Raw genomic sequence first — 18,337 nt, 5'->3', positions numbered from 1 at the left:
CGATCCGGGCGGCACAGTCAGCGGGGTTTCTTGAATGCTCGCTTTTGCCATCCGGCGCCTGATTCAGGCCGTCGGCGTCATGCTGGTAGTGGCGCTGATCTCGTTCCTGCTGTTCCGGTTCGTCGGCGATCCGGTGAACCAACTCGTCGGCGTCGACACCACGCCCGAGCAGCGGGCGCAACTGCGTCAGGACCTTGGCCTCAACGACCCGGTCTATGTCCAGTTCGGGCGCTTCGTCGGCAAGGCCGCCCGCTTCGATTTCGGCATCTCCTATCAGATCAAGCAACCCGTTGCCGACCTCATCGCCTCGCGCCTGCCGGCGACGCTGGAACTGTCGCTGGTCTCGGCGGTCTTCGCGCTGCTGGTCGGCCTGCCGATGGGTGTCTATACCGGCCTCTATCCCCAGACGCTGCTGTCGCGCCTGTTCCTGGCGCTGAGCCTCACCGGTATTTCGCTGCCGACCTTCCTGATCGGCATCCTCCTGATCTTCATCTTCTCGGTCAATCTCGGCTGGCTGCCGTCGTTCGGGCGCGGCGAGGTTGTCACCATCGGCGGCTTCTGGACGACAGGGCTGCTCACTCGCTCGGGGCTAAGCTCGCTCATTTTGCCGGCAATCACGCTGGGTCTCTTCCAGATGACGCTGATCATGCGACTGGTGCGCGGCGAGATGCTCGAAGTGCTGCGCACCGACTACATAAAGTTCGCGCGCGCCCGCGGCCTGTCGAGCCGGGCGGTCAATTTCGGCCATGCACTGAAGAATACGCTGGTCCCGGTCATCACCATCACCGGGCTGCAGATCGGTTCGATCATCGCTTTCTCGATCATCACCGAGACGGTCTTCCAGTGGCCGGGCATGGGGCTTCTGTTCCTGCAGGCGGTGCAGAACGTCGACATCCCCATCATGGCCGCCTACCTGCTCTTGATCGCGTTCCTGTTCACGATCATCAACTTCATCGTCGACCTGCTGTACGTCGCCGTCGACCCGCGCATTCGCATCGGAGGTGCCGGGGCGTGACCGACGCGATCAGGGTCAAGGAAGAACAGCCGGGCGTGCTCAGCCGCATTCTGCGCAGCGACCTTTTTTATTCGTTCCGCCGCTCGCCCATTACGGTGATCTCGGCGGCTGTGACGCTGGTGCTGATCCTGGCGGCACTGTTCGCGCCATGGATCGCGCCGCACGATCCGTTCGACCCGGCCTCGCTCGACATCATGAACAGCCTCCTGCCGCCGCAATGGACGGCCGACGGCCAGGCCGGCTTCCTGCTCGGCACCGACGACCAGGGCCGCGACGTGCTCTCGACCATCCTCTACGGCATGCGCATCTCGCTCGCCGTCGGCTTCGCCAGCGTTATTCTTGCCATGGCGCTCGGCGTAACGCTGGGGCTGATCGCCGGCTATGTCGGCGGTATCACCGACACCATCATCATGCGCGTCGCCGACGTGCAACTGACCTTTCCCGCGATCCTGACGGCGCTCTTGATCGACGGCGTGGCGCGCGCGCTGGCCGGCCCGCAGGCCTATGAGGAAATCGTCTTTTTCGTCCTGGTCCTGTCGATCGGGCTCTCCTTCTGGGTGCAGTATGCGCGCACGGTGCGTGGCTCGGTGCTGGTCGAGGCGAACAAGGAATACGTGCTGGCCGCGCGGCTGATCGGGCTGCGCTCGTCCGCCATCATGTTCCGCCATGTCTTGCCCAACGTGGTCGGCCCGGTGCTGGTGATCGCCACCATCAACCTGGCGCTCGCCATCATCACGGAGGCGACGCTGTCCTTCCTCGGCGTCGGCGTGCCGCCGACCCAGCCTTCGCTCGGCACGCTGATCCGCATCGGCAACGACTATCTGTTCTCGGGCGAATGGTGGGTTACGATCTTTCCCGGCATCACGCTTGCCATCCTGGCGCTGGCGGTCAACCTTCTGGGCGACTGGCTGCGCGACGCGCTGAATCCGAAGCTCAGATGACTGCTACGCTCTCCGTCAGGAACCTCCGGGTCGAGATACCGACGCGCCACGGCGTGTTGACGGCGATCGACGATCTTTCCTTCGACATCGCGCCGGGCGAAGTGCTGGGCGTCGTCGGCGAATCCGGCGCCGGCAAATCGATCACCGGTTCGGCGATCATCGGCCTGCTCGATCCGCCGGGCCGCATAGCCGGCGGCGAGATCCTGCTCGGCGGCGAGCGCATCGACAACCTGCCGCCGCCGGCCATGCGACGCGTCCGGGGAAAGCGCATCGGCATGATCTTCCAGGACCCGCTGACCAGCCTCAACCCGCTCTACCGTATCGGCGACCAGCTTACCCAGACCATCCTTACGCATGAGAAAATGACGGCGAGGGCGGCGCTCGACAAGGCCGAGCGCCTGCTGGTCGAGGTCGGCATCCCGGCCGCCGGGGCGCGGCTTTCCTCGTATCCTCATCAGTTTTCCGGAGGCATGCGCCAGCGCGTCGTCATTGCGTTGGCGCTGGCGGCCGATCCTGAACTGGTCGTCGCCGACGAGCCGACCACGGCGCTCGACGTCTCGGTGCAGGCGCAGGTCATTTCGCTGCTCAAGCGGTTGTGCAAGGACAGGGGTGCCTCCGTCATGCTGATCACCCATGACATGGGCGTCATCGCCGAGACGGCCGACCGCGTCTGTGTCCTCTATGCCGGCCGCCTGGCGGAGATCGGCAAGGTGCGCGACGTCGTCAAGCACCCGCAGCATCCCTACACGCACGGCCTGATGACGGCGATTCCGTCGCTGAAAGGCGATCCGGACGCCCGGCTGGAACAGATACCGGGATCGATGCCGCGCCTCGGCGCGATACCCGAGGGCTGCGCCTTCAATCCGCGCTGCGGCTTCCGTTTCGAACGCTGCCGGGCCGAACGACCTGCGGCATACCCGACGTCCCGCAGCGAGGCCTCCTGCTTTCTGCTCGACGCGGCGGGTGCGGCACCGCCGCCCGAAACGGTCGCGGCGGCGCGCGCCGCCGGCATCGAGGTTCGCGCCGGTGCGCCGACGGGGGCGGACGCATGAGCGCGGCCGAAACCCGGGCCGCGCGGACGGCCATCTCCCCGCCGGATACCGCGCCGCTTGTCGAGATCGAGGGGCTGGGCCGCGTCTTCGACCTGTCCAAGCGCTGGCTCAACCGTGTCCTCGACGGCAGCGGCAAGGTGATGCTGACGGCGGTGGACGGCGTCAGCCTGTCGATCGAACGCGGCGGAACCTATGCGCTTGTCGGCGAATCCGGATCGGGCAAGTCGACCATCGCCAAGATGGTGGTGGGCTTGCTCCCGCCGACCAGCGGCAGCGTGCATATCGCCGGCGCCGACATCTGGGCCGAGCGCAGCCTCGCGCGCCAGCGCCAGTTGCGCCGCCGCATCCAGATGATCTTCCAGGATCCCTATGCCAGCCTGAACCCGCGCTGGCGCGTCGGCTCGATCCTGGCCGAGCCGATCAAGGCGTTCGGCCTGGCCGCCGATGCCGCCGCTCGCGAGGCGCGGGTGGGCGAACTCCTGTCGCTGGTCGGCCTCGACCCGCGCGACTCGGCTAAGTTCCCGCATGAATTCTCAGGCGGCCAGCGCCAGCGCATCGCGATCGCCCGCGCGCTCGCTTCCGAGCCAGAATTCATCGTCTGCGACGAACCGACCTCGGCGCTCGACGTCTCGGTGCAGGCGCAGGTGCTCAACCTTTTGCGCGACCTGCAGCAGCGGCTGGGCCTGACCTACCTGTTCATCAGCCACAACCTCGCCGTGGTGCGCCATATGGCGACCCGCGTCGGCGTGCTCTACCTCGGCCGGCTGGTCGAGGAGGCCCCCGCACGCGAGCTCTTCGCGGCGCCGAAGCATCCTTATACGAAGATGCTGCTCGACGCCGTACCCGATATCGGCATGGAGGGCGTCGAGCGCCCGTCGATCGCCGGCGAGATCCCGAATCCGATCAATCCGCCGTCGGGCTGCCACTTCCACCCGCGCTGCCCGCACGTCATGCCGCAATGCCGAACCGTCGTGCCGCCGTCCTATGCGGTCGGCGATGCGAAGGTTTTGTGCCACCTCTACGACGGAGCGGACCACGCGGGGACCGCACGATCCGCGTCCTGACGCGCCTCAGTTCGCCGGCAGCGCGGTCTCCACCAGTTTCGCCCAGTAGGACGCACCGATCGGGATGATCTCGTCGTTGAAGTCGTATTCGGGGTGGTGGAGGTACTGTGTGTCGCCCTGGCCGATATAGATGAAGGCGCCTGGCCGCGCGTCGAGCATGAAGGAGAAATCCTCGCCGCCCATCACCTGCGGCGTGTTCATGTCGACCTTGTCCGAAACCAGCCGCGCCACCTTGCCGGCGAACTCGGTCTTCTCGGCATTGTTCGACAGCACCGGATAGTGGCGCTGGTAGTCCAGCGTCGCTTTCGCGCCGAAGGCGGCGGCTGTGTGCTCGATCACCTCGCGCATGCGGATTTCCAGAATATCCTGCACCTCGGAGGAGAGCGTGCGCGCCGTGCCGGTCAGCCGCGCCGTCTGCGGGATGACGTTGAAGGCGTCGCCGGCCTTGAAGGTGGTGACCGAGATCACCGCCGCCTCGACCGGGTCGACGTTGCGCGACACCACCGATTGCAGGGCCGTCATGATGTGGGCGCCAACCAGCGTCGTGTCGATGACGCGCTGCGGCCTGGCGGCGTGGCCGCCCTTGCCTTCGATGTCGATGATGAACATGTCGGCGGCGGCCATCATCGGGCCGGGCCGGATCGAGAACTGGCCGAAGGGAATGCCCGGCGCATTGTGCATGCCGTAGACCTCGTCAATCGCGAAGCGCTCCATCATGCCCTCCTTGACCATCTCGCGCCCGCCGCCGCCGCCTTCCTCCGCCGGCTGGAAGATGACGACCGCCGTGCCGTCGAAATTGCGCGTCTCGGCGAGGTAGCGCGCAGCACCCAGCAGCATGGCCGTGTGGCCGTCGTGGCCGCAGGCGTGCATGACGCCCGCCGTCTTCGACCTGTAGGGGCGCTCGATGACCTCCTGGATAGGCAGCGCGTCCATGTCGGCGCGCAGGCCGATAGTCCTGCCGCTGTGGCTCTTGCGGCCCTTGATGACGCCGACGACGCCGGTGCGGCCGATGCCGGTGACGATCTCGTCGACGCCGAATTCCTTCAGCTTCTCAGCCACCAGCGCCGCCGTGCGATGCACCTCGAACTGGAGTTCGGGGTGGGCGTGGATATCGCGCCGCCACCCGGTGACGTCGTCATGGAAATCCGCGATCCGGTTGATGATCGGCATAAGTCTCTCCTCGGTCGGTTTTTGCGGCGGGGCGGGAAACGGCAACAATGGCGGTTCGGCAAGGTCGGCGCAACCCGGTCGCGAAGCCGGCGGCCCGCTTCGCTTACGCCACCGTCGAGGCCGGTCTGCGCGGCCAGCCGGCGGCCGCTCAGACCCTGCCCAGAGCCAGTGCAATGCCTTGGCCGACGCCGATGCACATGGTGGCCAGCGCCAGCCTGCCGCCGCGCTTGTGCAGTTCCAGCGCCGCCGTGCCGGCGATGCGGGCGCCGGACATGCCCAGCGGATGACCGAGCGCGATGGCGCCGCCGTTCGGGTTCACGTGTTCGGCGTCTTCCGCGATGCCGAGGTCGCGCAGCACCGCGATGCCCTGCGAGGCGAAGGCTTCGTTCAGTTCGATGACGTCGAAGTCGGCCGGCTGCAATCCCAGCCGGGCGCAGAGTTTTTTTGTTGCCGGCACCGGGCCGTAACCCATGATGCGCGGCGCGACGCCGGCGACCGCGCCGCCGAGGACGCGGGCGAGCGGCGTCAGGCCATATTTGCGGACGGCGGCCTCGGAGGCGACGATCAGGGCGGCGGCGCCGTCGTTGACGCCCGACGCGTTGCCGGCGGTAACGGTGCCGCCCTCCTTCTTGAACGGCGTCGGCAGCCTAGCCAGCGCCTCGACGGTGGTGCCGGCGCGCGGGTGCTCGTCCTGCGCGACGACGACGGGCTCGCCCTTGCGCTGCGGAATGGTGACGGCTACGATCTCCTCCGCCAGCCGGCCATTGGCTTGTGCTGCCACAGCCTTCTCCTGGCTGCGGACCGCGAAGGCGTCCTGATCGGCGCGGCCGACGGAAAATTCCTCGGCCACGTTCTCGGCCGTCTCGGGCATGGAATCGATGCCGTATTGCTGCTTCATCAGCGGGTTGACGAAGCGCCAGCCGATGGTGGTGTCGTGAATCTCGGCCTTGCGGGAAAAGGCGGCGTCCGCCTTGGGCATGACGAACGGAGCGCGGCTCATCGATTCGACGCCGCCGGCAATCACGAGGTCCGCCTCGCCGGCCTTGATGGCGCGCGCGGCGATGGTCACGGCGTCCATGCCGGAGCCGCAGAGGCGGTTGACGGTGCTGGCCGAAACCTCCTGCGGCAGGCCGGCGAGCAGCAGCGCCATGCGGCCGACATTGCGGTTGTCCTCGCCCGCCTGGTTGGCGCAGCCGTAGACCAGGTCGTCGACGGCGGCCCAGTCGACCGCCGCGTTGCGCTCCATCAGCGCCCGCAGCGGCACGGCAGCGAGGTCATCCGTGCGGACCGGCGAGAGCGCCCCGCCGAAGCGGCCGATGGGGGTGCGGATATAGTCGCAGATGAAAGCCTCAGCCATCCTTCGAGCCTCGCTTGCCGGCGTTGGCGCCGGCCTTGTGTGCCGCCTCTGTGCGCGCCTTCAGGTCGCGCAGCGTTTGCAGTTCCAGCGCCGTCGGCGCCGGCGTTTCCTCGACCGTGGCGGCGAACCGGACGGGCCAGCCGCATGTCTCCTGCACCTGTTCACGGGTGACGCCCGGATGCAAGGAGACGACGGTGAATTCCTTCGTCGCGGGGTCGGGTTTCCACACGGCAAGATCGGTGACGAGCAGCGTCGGGCCGGCCGTGTCGATGCCGAGGCGCTTGCGATGGTCACCGCCTTCGCCATGGCCGAAGGAGGTGAAGAAGTCGATCCGGTCGACCATGGCGCGCTTCGATTGCGCCATGGTGATGAAGATCTGCTGCGCCGACGTCGCGATTTCGGGCGCGCCGCCGCCGCCGGGAAGGCGCGTCTTCGGGTGGGCGTAGTCGCCGATGACGGTGGTGTTGATGTTGCCGAACCTGTCGATCTGCGCGGCGCCCAGGAAGCCGATGGTGATGCGTCCGCCCTGCAGCCAGTAGCGGAACATTTCCGGCACCGAGACGGTGGTGACCGCGGTTTCGCACAATTCGCCGTCGCCGATCGACAGCGGCAGCACGTCCGGCGCTGTGCCGATGGTGCCGGATTCGTAGATCAGCGTGATGCCCGGCGCATGGGTCAGGCGCGCGACGTTGCAGGCGGCCGACGGCGCGCCGATGCCGACGAAGCAGACGTCGCTGCCCTTCAGGGCGCGCGAGGCGGCAATCGTCATCATCTCGTTGGCGGTGAAGGCGCTCATGCGGCTTTCCTCAAGTGCGCGACGCGGGCGGCGAAGGCGTCGGCGCCTTTCTCCAGCACGTTTTCCTGCATCCACGCGCGAAAGGTCCCGCGGTCGGCGGCGATGCGGTCCCATTCCAGATAGGCGGCGTTGTCGCGGTCGTAGTAGCCGTGCGCGTAGGAGGGATGCGAACCGCCCGGCACGACGGCGATGGCGGTGACGGTCCATGACGGCAGGACGGTCAGGTTGGGATGCAGGCCGGCGAAGTCGTCGACCACTTCCTCGACTGTCACCACGGCCCGCTTCGCCGCCAGCACGACCTCTTTCTGGATGCCGATGATGCCCTCGACCAGCACGTCGCCGCGCCTGTTCGCCTTTTGCGCATGGATGAAGGCGACGTCTGGCCGCAGGGCCGACACCGCCGCCAGCGTCTCGCCGGTGAAGGGGCAGGTGACCGAGCGGATATTGGGATTGACCTCGGCGAGCCCGGCGCCGCGATAGCCGCGAAAGATCGCGCAGGGCAGGCCGGCGGCACCCGCCTCGTAGGCGTTGGCCATGGCGGCGTGGCTGTGCTCCTCGATCTCCAGCGGGCGCGGATAGCCGTTCTCGACGGCGTCGCGCAGCCGGCGCAGCAGGCCGACGCCCGGATTGCCGGCATAGGAGAAGACCAGCTTCTTCGCCATGCCCATGCCGATCATCTGGTCGTAGATCAGGTCGGGCGTCATGCGCACCAGCGTCAGGTCCTTGAAGCCCTGGCGGATCGCTTCGTGCGCGGCGGCTGTCGGAATGAGATGGGTGAAACCTTCGAAGGCGGCTGTATCGCCATCCTTCAGGTTTTCGGCGACCGCCCGTTCCAGCGGCATGAAACTAGTCAACTCCCGATCCTCCGCGTAAAAGTTCGTATTGCGAACTTATGTATTATATCTGATATTAATGGATGAGGCCGCCCACGGAGTCAATTCGGCGGGACGGGTTCGGTGCCGTTCGGAGAACTTACCATGCACGAGACGCCGGCCGCGAAGGATCATGTGGGCTCGCTCCAACGAGGGCTTGGCGTGATGGAAATCCTCGCCGCCCATCCCGGCGGCCTGACGCTGACGGAAACCGCCGAAAAAGCGGGGCTGACGCGCGCCGGCGCACGACGTTTCCTGCTGACCCTTGTGACGAGCGGCTACGCCACGCAGACCGGCCGCATCTTCACCCTGTCGCCGCGCCTGCTGTCGCTGGCGCGGACGTGGCTGCAGGGCACGTCGCTGTGGGCGTTCGCCGAGCCGTTCATGCGCCGGACGGCGGTGGCGCTGGGAGAATCGTGCTCGGCGGCGGTGCTGGCCGGGGAAGACATCGTCTATGTCGCCCGCGTGCAGGGGCCGAGCATCGTCAGCCTCGACCTGCATGTCGGCGCCCGACTTCCGGCCCATTGCACGGCCATGGGCCGCGTGTTGCTTTCGGCCATGGATGCGGGCGAACTCGACAGCTTCCTCGCCGGCACCCGCCTCCTGCCGAGGACGGACAGGACGGTCACCGACCGCAAAAGGCTGGCCGACATCGTCGCCGGGGCGCGCCGCGACGGCTATGCGGCGGTGGACGAGGAACTGGAGGTCGGCCTGCGCTCGCTCGCGGTTCCCCTGCGCAACCGTTCGGGCAGGATCGTCGCCGCGCTCAATGCCTCGACGCAATCGGCGCGCCATTCGGCGGCGGAGATGCAGCGCCTGTTCCTGCCCCGGCTCCAGGAGACGGCGGCCGGCATCGAGGATTTCTTCGTCTGAGGCGCCGTCCGCCCGGCGTGGATTCTGCACGGCTACAGGCTCGTTGCCGCGCGCTGCCTCTTGCGCCGGACAAAGCGCCTCTCATAAGGTGCCTGCCAAACCCCGGCGGCAACGGCCGCCGCGACGACCGGAACCATATCCGGCGCCGGGTATCCAATCGGCCATCGGGCTTGTGGCCGGTCCCAGAGGAGACACTCCATGAAATTCCGTAACTTCATCGTCGCCGGCGCCGTTGCGCTCGCCGGCCTCGCCGGTCCCGCCTCCGCCAAGGAGTGGAAGACCGTGACGATCACACTGGAAGGCGCCTACGCGCCGTGGAACATGACCAATCCGGACGGCACGCTGGGCGGCTTCGAGCCGGAACTGGCCAAGGTGTTGTGCGAGCGCGCCAAGGTCGAATGCAAGCTCGTCGCTTCCGACTGGGACGGCATGATCCCGGCGCTCAATGCCGGTAAGTTCGACATCATCATGGACGCCTTGTCGATCACCGACGAGCGCAAGCAGGTGATCGACTTCACCATCCCCTATGCGGCGACGCCCGCCGCCTTCGCCACTACCAAGGACAACGCGCTGGCCAATGCCGCCGGCACCGGCACGGAAGTGCGGATGGATGTCGGCCAGACCGGCGTGAAGGAAGTCGAGGCGCTGAAGGAAGCCTTCAAGGGCAAGACCATCGGCATCCAGGCGGCGACCGTCTACGCCAAGTTCATCTATGACAATTTCGGCGATACCGCCACGGTGCGCGAATACAAGACCGGCGCCGACCGCGACATCGACCTGCAGAACGGCCGCATCGACCTCGGCTTCGACGACAGCGTCTATTTCCAGAGCGCCTTCGACGCCGCCAAGGGCGAACTTGCCTTCACCGGTCCGCAGATCGTCGGCCCCATCTGGGGCGCGGGCGAGGGGCTCGGCGTGCGCAAGTCCGACACCGACCTGCGCGACATGTTCAGCGCGGCGATCAAGTCAGCGCTTGACGACGGCACGGTCAAGACGCTGTCGGAAAAGTGGTTCAAGACCGACGTTTCGCCGAAGTAAGGTCTGCCACTGGCTTGTGCGGCTCATGCGGAGGGCGTGAGCCGCACGGCCGAGTATAGAAGCCGGCCACAAAGGCTGGCCGCAGAGGGGAGGGCGCAGCCATTTCGACACTGGAACTGCTGGGTTTCGGCTCCACGGGATGGGGCGCGCTGCTTCTCGTCGCCGCCGGCGTGACGCTGGCGGTGACGGCGGTGGCGCTTTTGATCGGCGCCGTGCTCGGCGCCGTCGTCGCGGCGGCGAAGCTGTCCGGCAACCGCGTGCTCTCCTTCCTCGGCAGCGTCTACACCACCATCTTTCGCGGCGTGCCGGAACTGCTCATCATCTATCTCATCTATTTCGGCGGTTCCTCGGCGGTGACGGCCATCGGCCAGGCGATGGGCTACGAGGGCTTTCTCGGCCTGCCGTCCTTCGCCGCCGGCGCGCTGGCCGTCGGCATCATTTCCGGCTCCTACCAGGCGGAAGTCTTTCGCGGCGCCTACCTCGCGGTCGCCAAGGGCGAACTGGAGGCGGCCTCTGCCATCGGCATGAGCCGTGGCCTGCGGTTCCGGCGCATCATCATGCCCCAGGTGTTACGCTATGCGCTGCCCGGCTTCGGCAATGTCTGGCAGCTGAGCCTGAAGGATTCGGCGCTGATCTCGGTGACGGGGCTGGCCGAACTGATGCGGACCAGCCAGGTGGCCGCCGGCTCGACGCGGCAGTATTTCCTGTTCTTCATCGTCGGCGGCGCGCTTTACTTGATCCTCACCAGCTTGTCCGACCAGGTGTTCAACCGGGCCGAGCGGCGGGCCAACCGGTCCATGCCGTCGGCGATGGGACAGGTCTGAGCGCCATGGATATCGAGTTCCTTTCCTCGACCATGGTGACGCTGCTCAAGGCGCTGCCGGTGACGCTGGCGCTGTTCGCGCTTTCGGTGTCCATCGGCTGCGTTCTGGCGCTGGTCATCGTGTGGATGCGCGTCGGCGGCAACCGCCATCTCGCCGGTTTCGCCAAGGGCTACATCTTCGTCTTTCGCGGCTCGCCGCTGCTGATCCAGATGTTCCTCGTCTTCTACGGGCTGGCGCAGTTCGACTTCATCCGCAACGGGCCGTTGTGGCCGCTGCTGCGCGAGCCGTTCGTTTGTGCGGTGCTGTCGCTGGCGCTGTGCACCGCCGGCTATTCGGCCGAGATCTTTCGCGGCGGCATCCGCTCCGTGCCGCCGCGCGAGATCGAGGCGGCGCGCGCCATCGGCATGTCGGGCTTTTTGCTGGTGCGCCGCATCATCGCGCCGATCGCGCTGCGCTTCGCGCTGCCGGCGTACTCGACCGAGGTGGTGCTGATGATGAAGTCGACCTCGCTGGCCAGCCTCGTCACCGTCTGGGAGGTGACCGGCGTGGCGCAGCGGCTGATCTCGCACACTTACCGCACCATGGAGGTGTTCCTGTGCGCGGCGGTCATCTACCTGGTGCTGAATTTCATCGTCCTGCAGGCCATGGCGCTGCTCGAACATTTCCTCTCACGCCACCTGCGCGCCGCGCCGCCGGCGGCGAAAGCGTAACGGAGCGTTCATGCCCGAAGTCCCCCGCCTTTCGGTTCGCGACATCCGCAAGAGCTTCGGCGCCCATGAAGTGTTGCGCGGCATCTCGCTGGAGGCCCGCGACGGCGACGTGATCTCGGTGCTCGGCGCTTCAGGTTCCGGCAAATCCACCTTCCTGCGCTGCATCAACCTGCTGGAGGTCGCAGACAGCGGCGAGGTATGGGTAGACGGCGAGCAGATCCGCATGGTGCAGAAGGGAGGCCGGAACCGCCCGGCGAGCCAGAAGCAGGTCGACCACATCCGCGCCGAACTCGGCATGGTGTTCCAGTCGTTCAATCTGTGGTCGCACATGACCATCCTGCAGAACGTCATCGAGGGGCCGGTGCATGTGCTCAAACGCCCGCGTGCCGAATGCGTGGAGGAAGCGCATGCGCTGCTGAAGAAGGTCGGCATCGGCGACAAGGCGAACGCCTATCCGGCGCATCTGTCGGGCGGCCAGCAGCAGCGCGCGGCGATCGCGCGGGCGCTCGCCATGAAGCCCAAGCTGATGCTGTTCGACGAGCCGACCTCGGCGCTCGATCCCGAACTGGTGGGCGAGGTGCTGCGCGTGATGCGCGCGCTGGCCGAGGAGGGCACGACGATGCTGGTCGTCACGCACGAGATGGGTTTCGCCCGCAACGTCTCCAACCGCGTCGCCTTCATGCGCGAGGGGCTGGTCGATTCGATGGGATCGCCGCAGGAGATGTTCGGTGCCGGGGCTTCGCCGGCCTTCCGGCAGTTCATCGGCCATTTCCAGGCGTGAGGCGATCACCTTTGACCTGTCGCTTTCGGGCGTGTGCGCGTATAGCGTGTCGGCCCATGAGGAAGAGGCAGGGATGAGCCAGGACAAGCCCAGGAAGGGGCCGGCGCAGGGACCGGCAGCAAGCCGGACGGCTGCGGGCGCCGCGCGCAGGAGCGGCAGCGTGCATGCCGCGCTTGCCGACGAGATCGGCTCGCGCATCGTGCGCGGCGACTATCCGCCCGGCTCGATCCTCCCCAACGAGGCGCAGTGGTCGCAGACCTTCGACGTCAGCCGCTCGGCGGTGCGCGAGGCGATCAAGATGCTGATGGCCAAGAGCCTGCTCGCCTCCCGCCCGAAGGTCGGCAGTCGGGTGGAGCCGCGCGAGCGCTGGAACCTGCTCGACCGCGACGTTCTGGCCTGGTACGCGACCTCGCCGGGGCGTGACACCTTCATGCGCACCGTGCAGGAATTCCGCTACATCATCGAGCCGGAGGCCACGGCCTTTGCCGCGCTGAGGCGCAGCGACGAGCAGATGGAGGAGATAAGCGGTGCCTGCCGCGCCATGGCGGCGGCGACCTCGCTGGAGGAGCGCACGCATGCCGACACGCGCTTCCATCTCGCCATCCTGCGCGCCGCCGGCAACGACCTTTTGGTGCCGCTCGGCGTGCTGATCGAGACGGCCTTCGACCATCTTTTCCGCTATGTGACGCGCGAGGGCGACGACCTCGACCATGCGCAGAAGCTGCACGAGGCGATCGAGCGCAATATCCGCCTGCGCCGCCCGGATGCGGCACGCAACGCGGTGCGGCGCCTGCTCGCCAACACCGACAAGATCATCGGCCCCTATCCGGGCCAATCCAGCGACTGACACCGCCAACCGACGAGGCGAACGAATGACCGCGCAACGGCCCAACGTGTTGCTCATCTGCGCCGACCAGTGGCGCGGCGATTGCATTTCCGCACTCGGTCATCCCAACGTGAAGACGCCGAACCTCGACGCGCTGGCCGCCGACGGCGTGCTGTTCACCAATCATTTCGGCCAGTGCACGCCGTGCGGGCCTTCGCGCACCAGCCTGCTGACCGGCCTCTACCTGATGAACCATCGCTCGGGGCGCAACGGCACGCCGCTCGACGCCCGCCACACAAACGTCGCGCTGGAGGCGCGCAAGGCCGGCTATCGGCCGGCACTGTTCGGCTATACCGACACCAGCGCCGACCCGCGCGATCTCGACGCCAACGATCCGGCGCTGACGACCTATGAAAGCGTCATGCCGGGCTTCGAGGCGGCTCTTCACCTGCCCGACGAGATGGAGGAATGGATCGCCGACCTTCTCGCCAAGGGCTACGACCTGCCCGGCGGACGCCACGACGTGTTCAAACCGAAGCCCGGTTTCGACAAGCCGGCGGATCGCGGCTTCCGCTATATCCCGACCGTCTATCCGGCCGAGCATAGCGAAGCGGCCTTCCTCACCGACGCTTTCCTGAAATGGGTCTCAGCGCGGCGCGACAGTGCATGGTTCGCGCATTTCGTCTTCCTCAGGCCGCATCCGCCGCTGATCGCGCCGGAGCCTTACAACGCCATGGTTGATCCCGCCGACGTCGCCTTGCCGGCGCGCGCGGCCTCGCTGGAGGCGGAAAAGAGCCAGCACCCGATGCTCGGCTACGAACTGGAGCGGATGAGCGAGCCCGGCCGCTATGACGAGCACAGCCCGTTCGATCCGATTTCGGCGGACGATCTCGAAATCCGCCAGATGCGGGCAACCTATTACGGGCTGATTTCGGAGGTCGACCACCATCTCGGCCGCATCGTCGAGCATCTGAAGGCGACCGGCGAATACGATCGCACGCTGATCATCGTCACCAGCGACCATGCCGAAATGCTGGGCGAGCACCACGCCTGGGGCAAGGAAATCTATTTCGACCAGGCCTTCCACCTGCCGCTGGTCATCCGCGATCCGCGCCGGGAGGCTGATGGCACCCGCGGATCGCGCGTCGACGCCTTCACCGAGGCGGTCGACATCATGCCGACGATTCTCGATTGGCTGGGACGCCCGGTGCCGCGCGCCTGCGACGGCCGCTCGCTGCTGCCGTTGATCGAGGGTGGGACGCCGCAGGACTGGCGCGATGCGGTGTTCTTCGAGCACGACTTCCGCACCGTGGCGACGCAGAAGGCGGAAACGACGCTCGGGATTTCCTCCGACCAGTGCAGCTATGCGGCCGTGCGCGACCGGCGCTACAAATATGTCCACTTCGCCGCCCTGCCGCCGCTGCTGTTCGACATGGTCAACGACCCGCACGAGACGCAGAACCTCGCCGACCGGCCGGAGATGGCCGCGACGGTGCTCGCCTATGCGCAGAAGATGCTGGACTGGCGCCTCAGCCATGCCGACCGAACGCTGACCAATATGTTCATCACCAAGGACGGGTTGGTGTCGCGGCCCTGAGAGAGAGCTAGGACAGCCTCAATCCTCTTTTTCGCGACCAAAGGCGGCGCGCAGCTCATCCTTGGCGTCCTCCAGCACCTTCTTCTGCTTGTCCGGCAGGTTCTTGCCGGCGCGGTTGATGTAGAAGGTCAGCATCGACATGGCCGAGCGGAACGGTTCGGCCTTGCGGCGGTCGCTGCGCTCAGCCGAGCGTTTCAGCGAGGCCGCGATTGCCTTCGGGTCGTGCTGCTCGAAGACGTGTTCCTCGAGATCCAGCGCATCGCTGTGCTCGGTCACGTCGGCAGACCATTTTTCCTTGTGGGCGGTAGCCATCATCGTCTCCTTTCCGTGTTTTCAATGGATGGAGCGGGAAGGGGTTCCGGCCGCTGGAGCGACCGCTTCCGTGGTGCTGGCGCTGCCGTCCGGCTTCATATGGCTAAATAGTGCGCCGGGACGCGGATTCCGGCCGCGACGGAGCTTGTCATGCTTTCTGCAAATGGAATGCGCGCGCCGGCCTCGCCGATCGACGGACCGCAGGCCTGGATGCGCCTGGTCGTCTCCCTGGCCTTGGGCACCATCGGCGGCGTCGGCATGTGGGCCGTCATCGTCGTGCTGCCGGCCGTGCAGGCGGAATTCGGCGTCGACCGGGCGGACGCGTCGCTGCCCTATACGGCGACCATGCTGGGCTTTGCCGTCGGCAACGTCGTGATCGGGCGTGCGATCGACCGGATCGGCTATTGGATTCCGGCGTTCGTGACGTCGATCCTGCTCGGCCTTGGCTTTATCGCGGCATCGTTGACGACGTCTGTCCTGCAGTTCTCGCTGGTCCACGGCCTTCTGATCGGGGTGGGGACCGCCTCCACCTTCGGCCCGCTGATCGCCGACCTTTCGCACTGGTTCGACCGGCGCCGCGGCGTGGCGGTCTCGGCCGCCGCGACGGGCAGCTACCTTGCCGGCACGCTCTGGCCGGCGGTTATCCCCAGCGTCGCGGGGACGGAAGGCTGGCGCACCGCCTATGTCGTCATCGGCATCATCTGTCTCGTGACGATGGTGCCGCTGACGCTGATGCTGCGCGCCAAGCCGCCGCATGCCGAAGCCGGCGGCGGGAACGGCGGCAGGCCGGTCCTGCCGATAGCGTTGTCGCCCGCGGGGCTGCAGGCGCTGCTTGTCGTGGCCGGTCTCGGCTGCTGCGTGGCGATGTCGATGCCGCAGGTCCACATCGTCGCCTATTGCATGGACCTCGGCTACGGCGTGGCGCGCGGCGCGGACATGCTGTCGATCATGATGGCGGCGGGCATCGTCAGCCGGGTGGCGTCGGGATTCATTGCCGACCGCATCGGCGGCATCAGGACCCTGTTGGCCGGTTCGGTGCTGCAGGGACTGGCGCTGTTGTTCTACATCCCGTTCGACGGGTTGGCTTCGCTCTACGTGGTGTCGCTGATCTTCGGCCTGTCGCAGGGCGGCATCGTGCCCTGCTATGCGGTGATCGTGCGCGAATACATGCCGGCGGCGGAAGCGGGACAGCGCGTCGGCATCGTCATCATGGCGACCATTCTCGGCATGGCGATCGGCGGCTGGATGTCGGGCTGGATCTACGACCTGACCGGCTCCTACAGCGCTGCCTTCCTCAACGGCATCGCCTGGAACCTGCTGAACGTAACCGCGATGGTGCTGGTCTTCTGGTCGGCGCGGCGGGCTCTGCCCGCTCGCTCGTGAGACCGTCGCTCCGCTACTGGTGCGTGGCCAGTTCCATCGGAAAATCGTCGTTGTCGGCATCGCGCATGGCCGCGAGGCTGCGGTTGTCGAGCACGTCTGCAATGGCCTGGCGCACCTCCAGCATCATGTGACGCACCGCGCAGGTCTCCTCGTCGCAATCCTCGCAGCGCTCGTAGCGGGTGCGACTGGCACAGGAGATCGGCGCCAGCGGGCCGTCGAGGACGCGGATGACATGGCCGATCTTGATGTCTGCGGCCGGGCGGGCGAGCCGATAGCCGCCTTCCTTGCCCTTGCGGCTCTGCACGAAACCGGCGTTGCGCAGTTCGCCGAGGATGGCGTCCAGGAATTTCTTCGGAATGTGGTTGGTGTCGGCGATGTCGTGGACGAAGGCCAACTGACCGTCCGGCAGCCGCGACAGATGCACCAGCGCCTTCAGCCCGTATTTGCCTTTCTTGGTGAGCATGCCCGCGATGATCCGCCTTGTTCCGGTCCGTCCTGTGTACCAGCCGTTCTTGCACAGATCGCGGCGGGCGCAGGGTGGTTTAAACAAATTCCAGCGACTTGGTATAGTATTCCAAAGACGTTGACGGTTCCTGACCGCGCCGTGTCGACGGAGTGAGGGCGGTTTCCACAAGCCGCAAACGCAAAAGGCCGGCGTGTCGCCGGCCTTTCGTCGTTCATGATCGGTCGGTCAGCGGTTGCCGTAGATCTGGTCGAGCAGCCCACCCTCGGCGAAGTGCTCGGCCTGCACCTTCTCCCAGCCGCCGAAGACGTCCTCGACGGTGACGAGGCGGACTTGCGGGAACTTGTCCTTGAACTTGGCCGCCACCGCTTCGTCGTGGACGCGCAGGCTGTACTCGGCCTCGATTTCCTGCGCCTTCGGCGTGTAGAGGAAATCGAGATAGGTCTTGGCGAGGTCTTCGCTGCCATGCTCCTTCGCCACCTTGTCGACGATGGCGACGGGGAACTCGGCCAGCAGGCTGACCGACGGCGTCACCGGCTGGTAGTTGTCGGTGCCGTATTCCCTGGCGATGCCTTGCGTCTCGGACTCGAAGGTGATCAGCACGTCGCCGATGCCGCGCTCGGCGAAAGTGGTGGTGGCGCCGCGCCCGCCGGTGTCGAACACCGGGACGTGCGCGAAGATCTTGCCGACGAAGTCCTTCACCTTGGCTTCGTCGTTGTTGAACTTCTCCTTGGCGTAGGCCGTGGCTGCCAGGTAGGTGTAGCGCGCATTGCCCGAGGTCTTGGGGTTAGGGAAGATCACCTGCACGTCGTCGCGCACGAGGTCGTCCCAGTCCTTGATGTTCTTCGGGTTGCCGGCGCGCACCAGGAAGGACGGCAGCGAATAGAAGGGCGAGGCGTTGTTCGGCAGCGCCTTCTGCCAATCGGCGGCCACGTAGCCGTTCTTCACCAGGAAGTCGATGTCGGGAACTTGGTTGAAGGTGACGACATCGGCGCCGAGCCCCTCGACGATCGAGCGCGCCTGCTTGGAGGTGCCGGCATGTGACTGGTCGACGGTGACGCCGGGGTGTTCCTCGACGAACGCCTTGTTGATGGCCACGAACAGTTCGCGGCCGACATCGTAGGAGGCGTTCAAGAGCTTGTCGGCGGCGAAGGCCGAGGTGCTGGCGAACAGCAGGGAGGCGACGGCTGCGCCGGCGAGAAGAAGGCGTTTCATGAAGGCTCCGTGGGATGCGAGAAATCTGCCGGAACCATAGCCGACGCC

At 66.6% G+C, this 18,337-nt stretch carries 19 protein-coding genes; 12 read left to right on the top strand and 7 right to left on the bottom strand.

Annotated elements, in window-relative coordinates:
* The first annotated feature begins 34 nt into the window (after positions 1 to 34).
* Genes FGU64_RS06710 through FGU64_RS06695 form a run of 4 tightly spaced genes read left to right on the top strand, consistent with a single transcriptional unit; the run spans position 35 to position 4,072 of the window.
* Positions 35 to 1,015: an ABC transporter permease gene (locus tag FGU64_RS06710; protein ID WP_139951568.1), complete on the top strand. Its 981-nt coding sequence runs from the start codon at positions 35 to 37 to the stop codon at positions 1,013 to 1,015.
* Entirely contained in the window at positions 1,012 to 1,956 is a 945-nt protein-coding gene (locus FGU64_RS06705; protein ID WP_139951565.1) for an ABC transporter permease, read from the top strand. The genes FGU64_RS06710 and FGU64_RS06705 overlap by 4 nt, the downstream gene beginning before the upstream one ends.
* On the top strand, positions 1,953 to 3,008 hold the full coding sequence (locus tag FGU64_RS06700) for an ABC transporter ATP-binding protein (RefSeq protein WP_139951562.1): 1,056 nt from the start codon (positions 1,953 to 1,955) through the stop codon (positions 3,006 to 3,008). Before FGU64_RS06705 ends, FGU64_RS06700 begins: the two co-directional genes overlap by 4 nt.
* Entirely contained in the window at positions 3,005 to 4,072 is a 1,068-nt protein-coding gene (locus tag FGU64_RS06695; RefSeq protein ID WP_139951559.1) for an ABC transporter ATP-binding protein, read from the top strand. Before FGU64_RS06700 ends, FGU64_RS06695 begins: the two co-directional genes overlap by 4 nt.
* Before the next feature lie 6 nt (positions 4,073 to 4,078).
* Here FGU64_RS06695 and FGU64_RS06690 read toward each other — a convergent pair whose 3' ends face one another.
* The 4 genes from FGU64_RS06690 to FGU64_RS06675 form a co-directional block, all read right to left on the bottom strand.
* Positions 4,079 to 5,242 (bottom strand): M20 aminoacylase family protein, encoded by a 1,164-nt coding sequence (locus FGU64_RS06690; RefSeq protein ID WP_139951557.1) that lies wholly within the window; start codon positions 5,240 to 5,242, stop codon positions 4,079 to 4,081.
* Positions 5,243 to 5,390: 148 nt separating this feature from the next.
* On the bottom strand, positions 5,391 to 6,599 hold the full coding sequence (pcaF, locus tag FGU64_RS06685; protein ID WP_139951554.1) for a 3-oxoadipyl-CoA thiolase: 1,209 nt from the start codon (positions 6,597 to 6,599) through the stop codon (positions 5,391 to 5,393).
* The gene (locus tag FGU64_RS06680; protein ID WP_139951551.1) at positions 6,592 to 7,395 is read right to left on the bottom strand and encodes a CoA-transferase subunit beta; all 804 of its coding nucleotides are present in this window, start codon (positions 7,393 to 7,395) and stop codon (positions 6,592 to 6,594) included. Before FGU64_RS06680 ends, pcaF begins: the two co-directional genes overlap by 8 nt.
* Positions 7,392 to 8,249 carry a CoA-transferase gene (locus FGU64_RS06675; RefSeq protein ID WP_139951548.1) on the bottom strand — a complete coding sequence of 286 codons (858 nt, stop codon included), beginning with the start codon at positions 8,247 to 8,249 and terminating at the stop codon, positions 7,392 to 7,394. Before FGU64_RS06675 ends, FGU64_RS06680 begins: the two co-directional genes overlap by 4 nt.
* Before the next feature lie 123 nt (positions 8,250 to 8,372).
* Between FGU64_RS06675 and FGU64_RS06670 the strand changes: the two genes are divergently transcribed.
* From FGU64_RS06670 to FGU64_RS06640, 7 genes are all read left to right on the top strand, one after another.
* Positions 8,373 to 9,140 (top strand): IclR family transcriptional regulator C-terminal domain-containing protein, encoded by a 768-nt coding sequence (locus tag FGU64_RS06670; RefSeq protein WP_139951545.1) that lies wholly within the window; start codon positions 8,373 to 8,375, stop codon positions 9,138 to 9,140.
* A 198-nt stretch (positions 9,141 to 9,338) separates the two neighbouring features.
* On the top strand, positions 9,339 to 10,178 hold the full coding sequence (locus tag FGU64_RS06665; RefSeq protein ID WP_139951542.1) for a transporter substrate-binding domain-containing protein: 840 nt from the start codon (positions 9,339 to 9,341) through the stop codon (positions 10,176 to 10,178).
* 101 nt (positions 10,179 to 10,279) lie between these two features.
* Positions 10,280 to 11,002, top strand: coding sequence for an ABC transporter permease subunit (locus tag FGU64_RS06660; protein WP_139951539.1), 723 nt, complete (start codon positions 10,280 to 10,282; stop codon positions 11,000 to 11,002).
* 5 nt (positions 11,003 to 11,007) lie between these two features.
* Positions 11,008 to 11,712 (top strand): ABC transporter permease subunit, encoded by a 705-nt coding sequence (locus FGU64_RS06655; RefSeq protein WP_139951536.1) that lies wholly within the window; start codon positions 11,008 to 11,010, stop codon positions 11,710 to 11,712.
* A gap of 10 nt (positions 11,713 to 11,722) precedes the next feature.
* A complete protein-coding gene (locus FGU64_RS06650; protein WP_136352729.1) occupies positions 11,723 to 12,493 on the top strand; it encodes an ATP-binding cassette domain-containing protein in 771 nt (256 codons plus the stop codon).
* Between the two features lie 73 nt (positions 12,494 to 12,566).
* Positions 12,567 to 13,340: a FadR/GntR family transcriptional regulator gene (locus FGU64_RS06645; protein WP_139951533.1), complete on the top strand. Its 774-nt coding sequence runs from the start codon at positions 12,567 to 12,569 to the stop codon at positions 13,338 to 13,340.
* A 25-nt stretch (positions 13,341 to 13,365) separates the two neighbouring features.
* Complete coding sequence (locus FGU64_RS06640; protein ID WP_139951530.1) at positions 13,366 to 14,916, top strand: alkaline phosphatase family protein; 1,551 nt, start codon at positions 13,366 to 13,368, stop codon at positions 14,914 to 14,916.
* A gap of 18 nt (positions 14,917 to 14,934) precedes the next feature.
* Here the strand turns inward: FGU64_RS06640 and FGU64_RS06635 are convergent, their stop codons facing one another.
* Positions 14,935 to 15,228 carry a DUF3175 domain-containing protein gene (locus tag FGU64_RS06635; RefSeq protein ID WP_180375642.1) on the bottom strand — a complete coding sequence of 98 codons (294 nt, stop codon included), beginning with the start codon at positions 15,226 to 15,228 and terminating at the stop codon, positions 14,935 to 14,937.
* 150 nt (positions 15,229 to 15,378) lie between these two features.
* Here FGU64_RS06635 and FGU64_RS06630 point away from each other — a divergent pair, with 150 nt between their 5' ends.
* Entirely contained in the window at positions 15,379 to 16,611 is a 1,233-nt protein-coding gene (locus tag FGU64_RS06630; RefSeq protein ID WP_139951523.1) for an MFS transporter, read from the top strand.
* Positions 16,612 to 16,624: 13 nt separating this feature from the next.
* Here the strand turns inward: FGU64_RS06630 and FGU64_RS06625 are convergent, their stop codons facing one another.
* Entirely contained in the window at positions 16,625 to 17,074 is a 450-nt protein-coding gene (locus tag FGU64_RS06625; RefSeq protein WP_139951520.1) for an Rrf2 family transcriptional regulator, read from the bottom strand.
* Positions 17,075 to 17,302: 228 nt separating this feature from the next.
* Positions 17,303 to 18,289 (bottom strand): thiosulfate ABC transporter substrate-binding protein CysP, encoded by a 987-nt coding sequence (cysP, locus tag FGU64_RS06620; protein WP_139951517.1) that lies wholly within the window; start codon positions 18,287 to 18,289, stop codon positions 17,303 to 17,305.
* Between the last annotated feature and the right edge of the window lie 48 nt (positions 18,290 to 18,337).

The organism is Mesorhizobium sp. 8, from assembly GCF_006351905.1.
Classification (GTDB): Bacteria; Pseudomonadota; Alphaproteobacteria; order Rhizobiales; family Rhizobiaceae; genus Mesorhizobium; species Mesorhizobium composti.
This window is presented reverse-complemented; position numbering and strand designations above follow the sequence as displayed.

Excerpts from the sequence above, each read along its gene's own strand:
- FGU64_RS06710 (WP_139951568.1), top strand. The coding sequence starts at position 35 with ATGCTCGCTTTTGCCATCCGGCGCCTGATTCAGGCCGTCGGCGTCATG.
- FGU64_RS06700 (WP_139951562.1), top strand. The coding sequence starts at position 1,953 with ATGACTGCTACGCTCTCCGTCAGGAACCTCCGGGTCGAGATACCGACG.
- FGU64_RS06695 (WP_139951559.1), top strand. The coding sequence starts at position 3,005 with ATGAGCGCGGCCGAAACCCGGGCCGCGCGGACGGCCATCTCCCCGCCG.
- FGU64_RS06690 (WP_139951557.1), bottom strand. The coding sequence starts at position 5,242 with ATGCCGATCATCAACCGGATCGCGGATTTCCATGACGACGTCACCGGG.
- pcaF (WP_139951554.1), bottom strand. The coding sequence starts at position 6,599 with ATGGCTGAGGCTTTCATCTGCGACTATATCCGCACCCCCATCGGCCGC.
- FGU64_RS06680 (WP_139951551.1), bottom strand. The coding sequence starts at position 7,395 with ATGAGCGCCTTCACCGCCAACGAGATGATGACGATTGCCGCCTCGCGC.
- FGU64_RS06670 (WP_139951545.1), top strand. The coding sequence starts at position 8,373 with ATGCACGAGACGCCGGCCGCGAAGGATCATGTGGGCTCGCTCCAACGA.
- FGU64_RS06665 (WP_139951542.1), top strand. The coding sequence starts at position 9,339 with ATGAAATTCCGTAACTTCATCGTCGCCGGCGCCGTTGCGCTCGCCGGC.
- FGU64_RS06655 (WP_139951536.1), top strand. The coding sequence starts at position 11,008 with ATGGATATCGAGTTCCTTTCCTCGACCATGGTGACGCTGCTCAAGGCG.
- FGU64_RS06650 (WP_136352729.1), top strand. The coding sequence starts at position 11,723 with ATGCCCGAAGTCCCCCGCCTTTCGGTTCGCGACATCCGCAAGAGCTTC.
- FGU64_RS06645 (WP_139951533.1), top strand. The coding sequence starts at position 12,567 with ATGAGCCAGGACAAGCCCAGGAAGGGGCCGGCGCAGGGACCGGCAGCA.
- FGU64_RS06640 (WP_139951530.1), top strand. The coding sequence starts at position 13,366 with ATGACCGCGCAACGGCCCAACGTGTTGCTCATCTGCGCCGACCAGTGG.
- FGU64_RS06635 (WP_180375642.1), bottom strand. The coding sequence starts at position 15,228 with ATGGCTACCGCCCACAAGGAAAAATGGTCTGCCGACGTGACCGAGCAC.
- FGU64_RS06630 (WP_139951523.1), top strand. The coding sequence starts at position 15,379 with ATGCTTTCTGCAAATGGAATGCGCGCGCCGGCCTCGCCGATCGACGGA.
- FGU64_RS06625 (WP_139951520.1), bottom strand. The coding sequence starts at position 17,074 with ATGCTCACCAAGAAAGGCAAATACGGGCTGAAGGCGCTGGTGCATCTG.
- cysP (WP_139951517.1), bottom strand. The coding sequence starts at position 18,289 with ATGAAACGCCTTCTTCTCGCCGGCGCAGCCGTCGCCTCCCTGCTGTTC.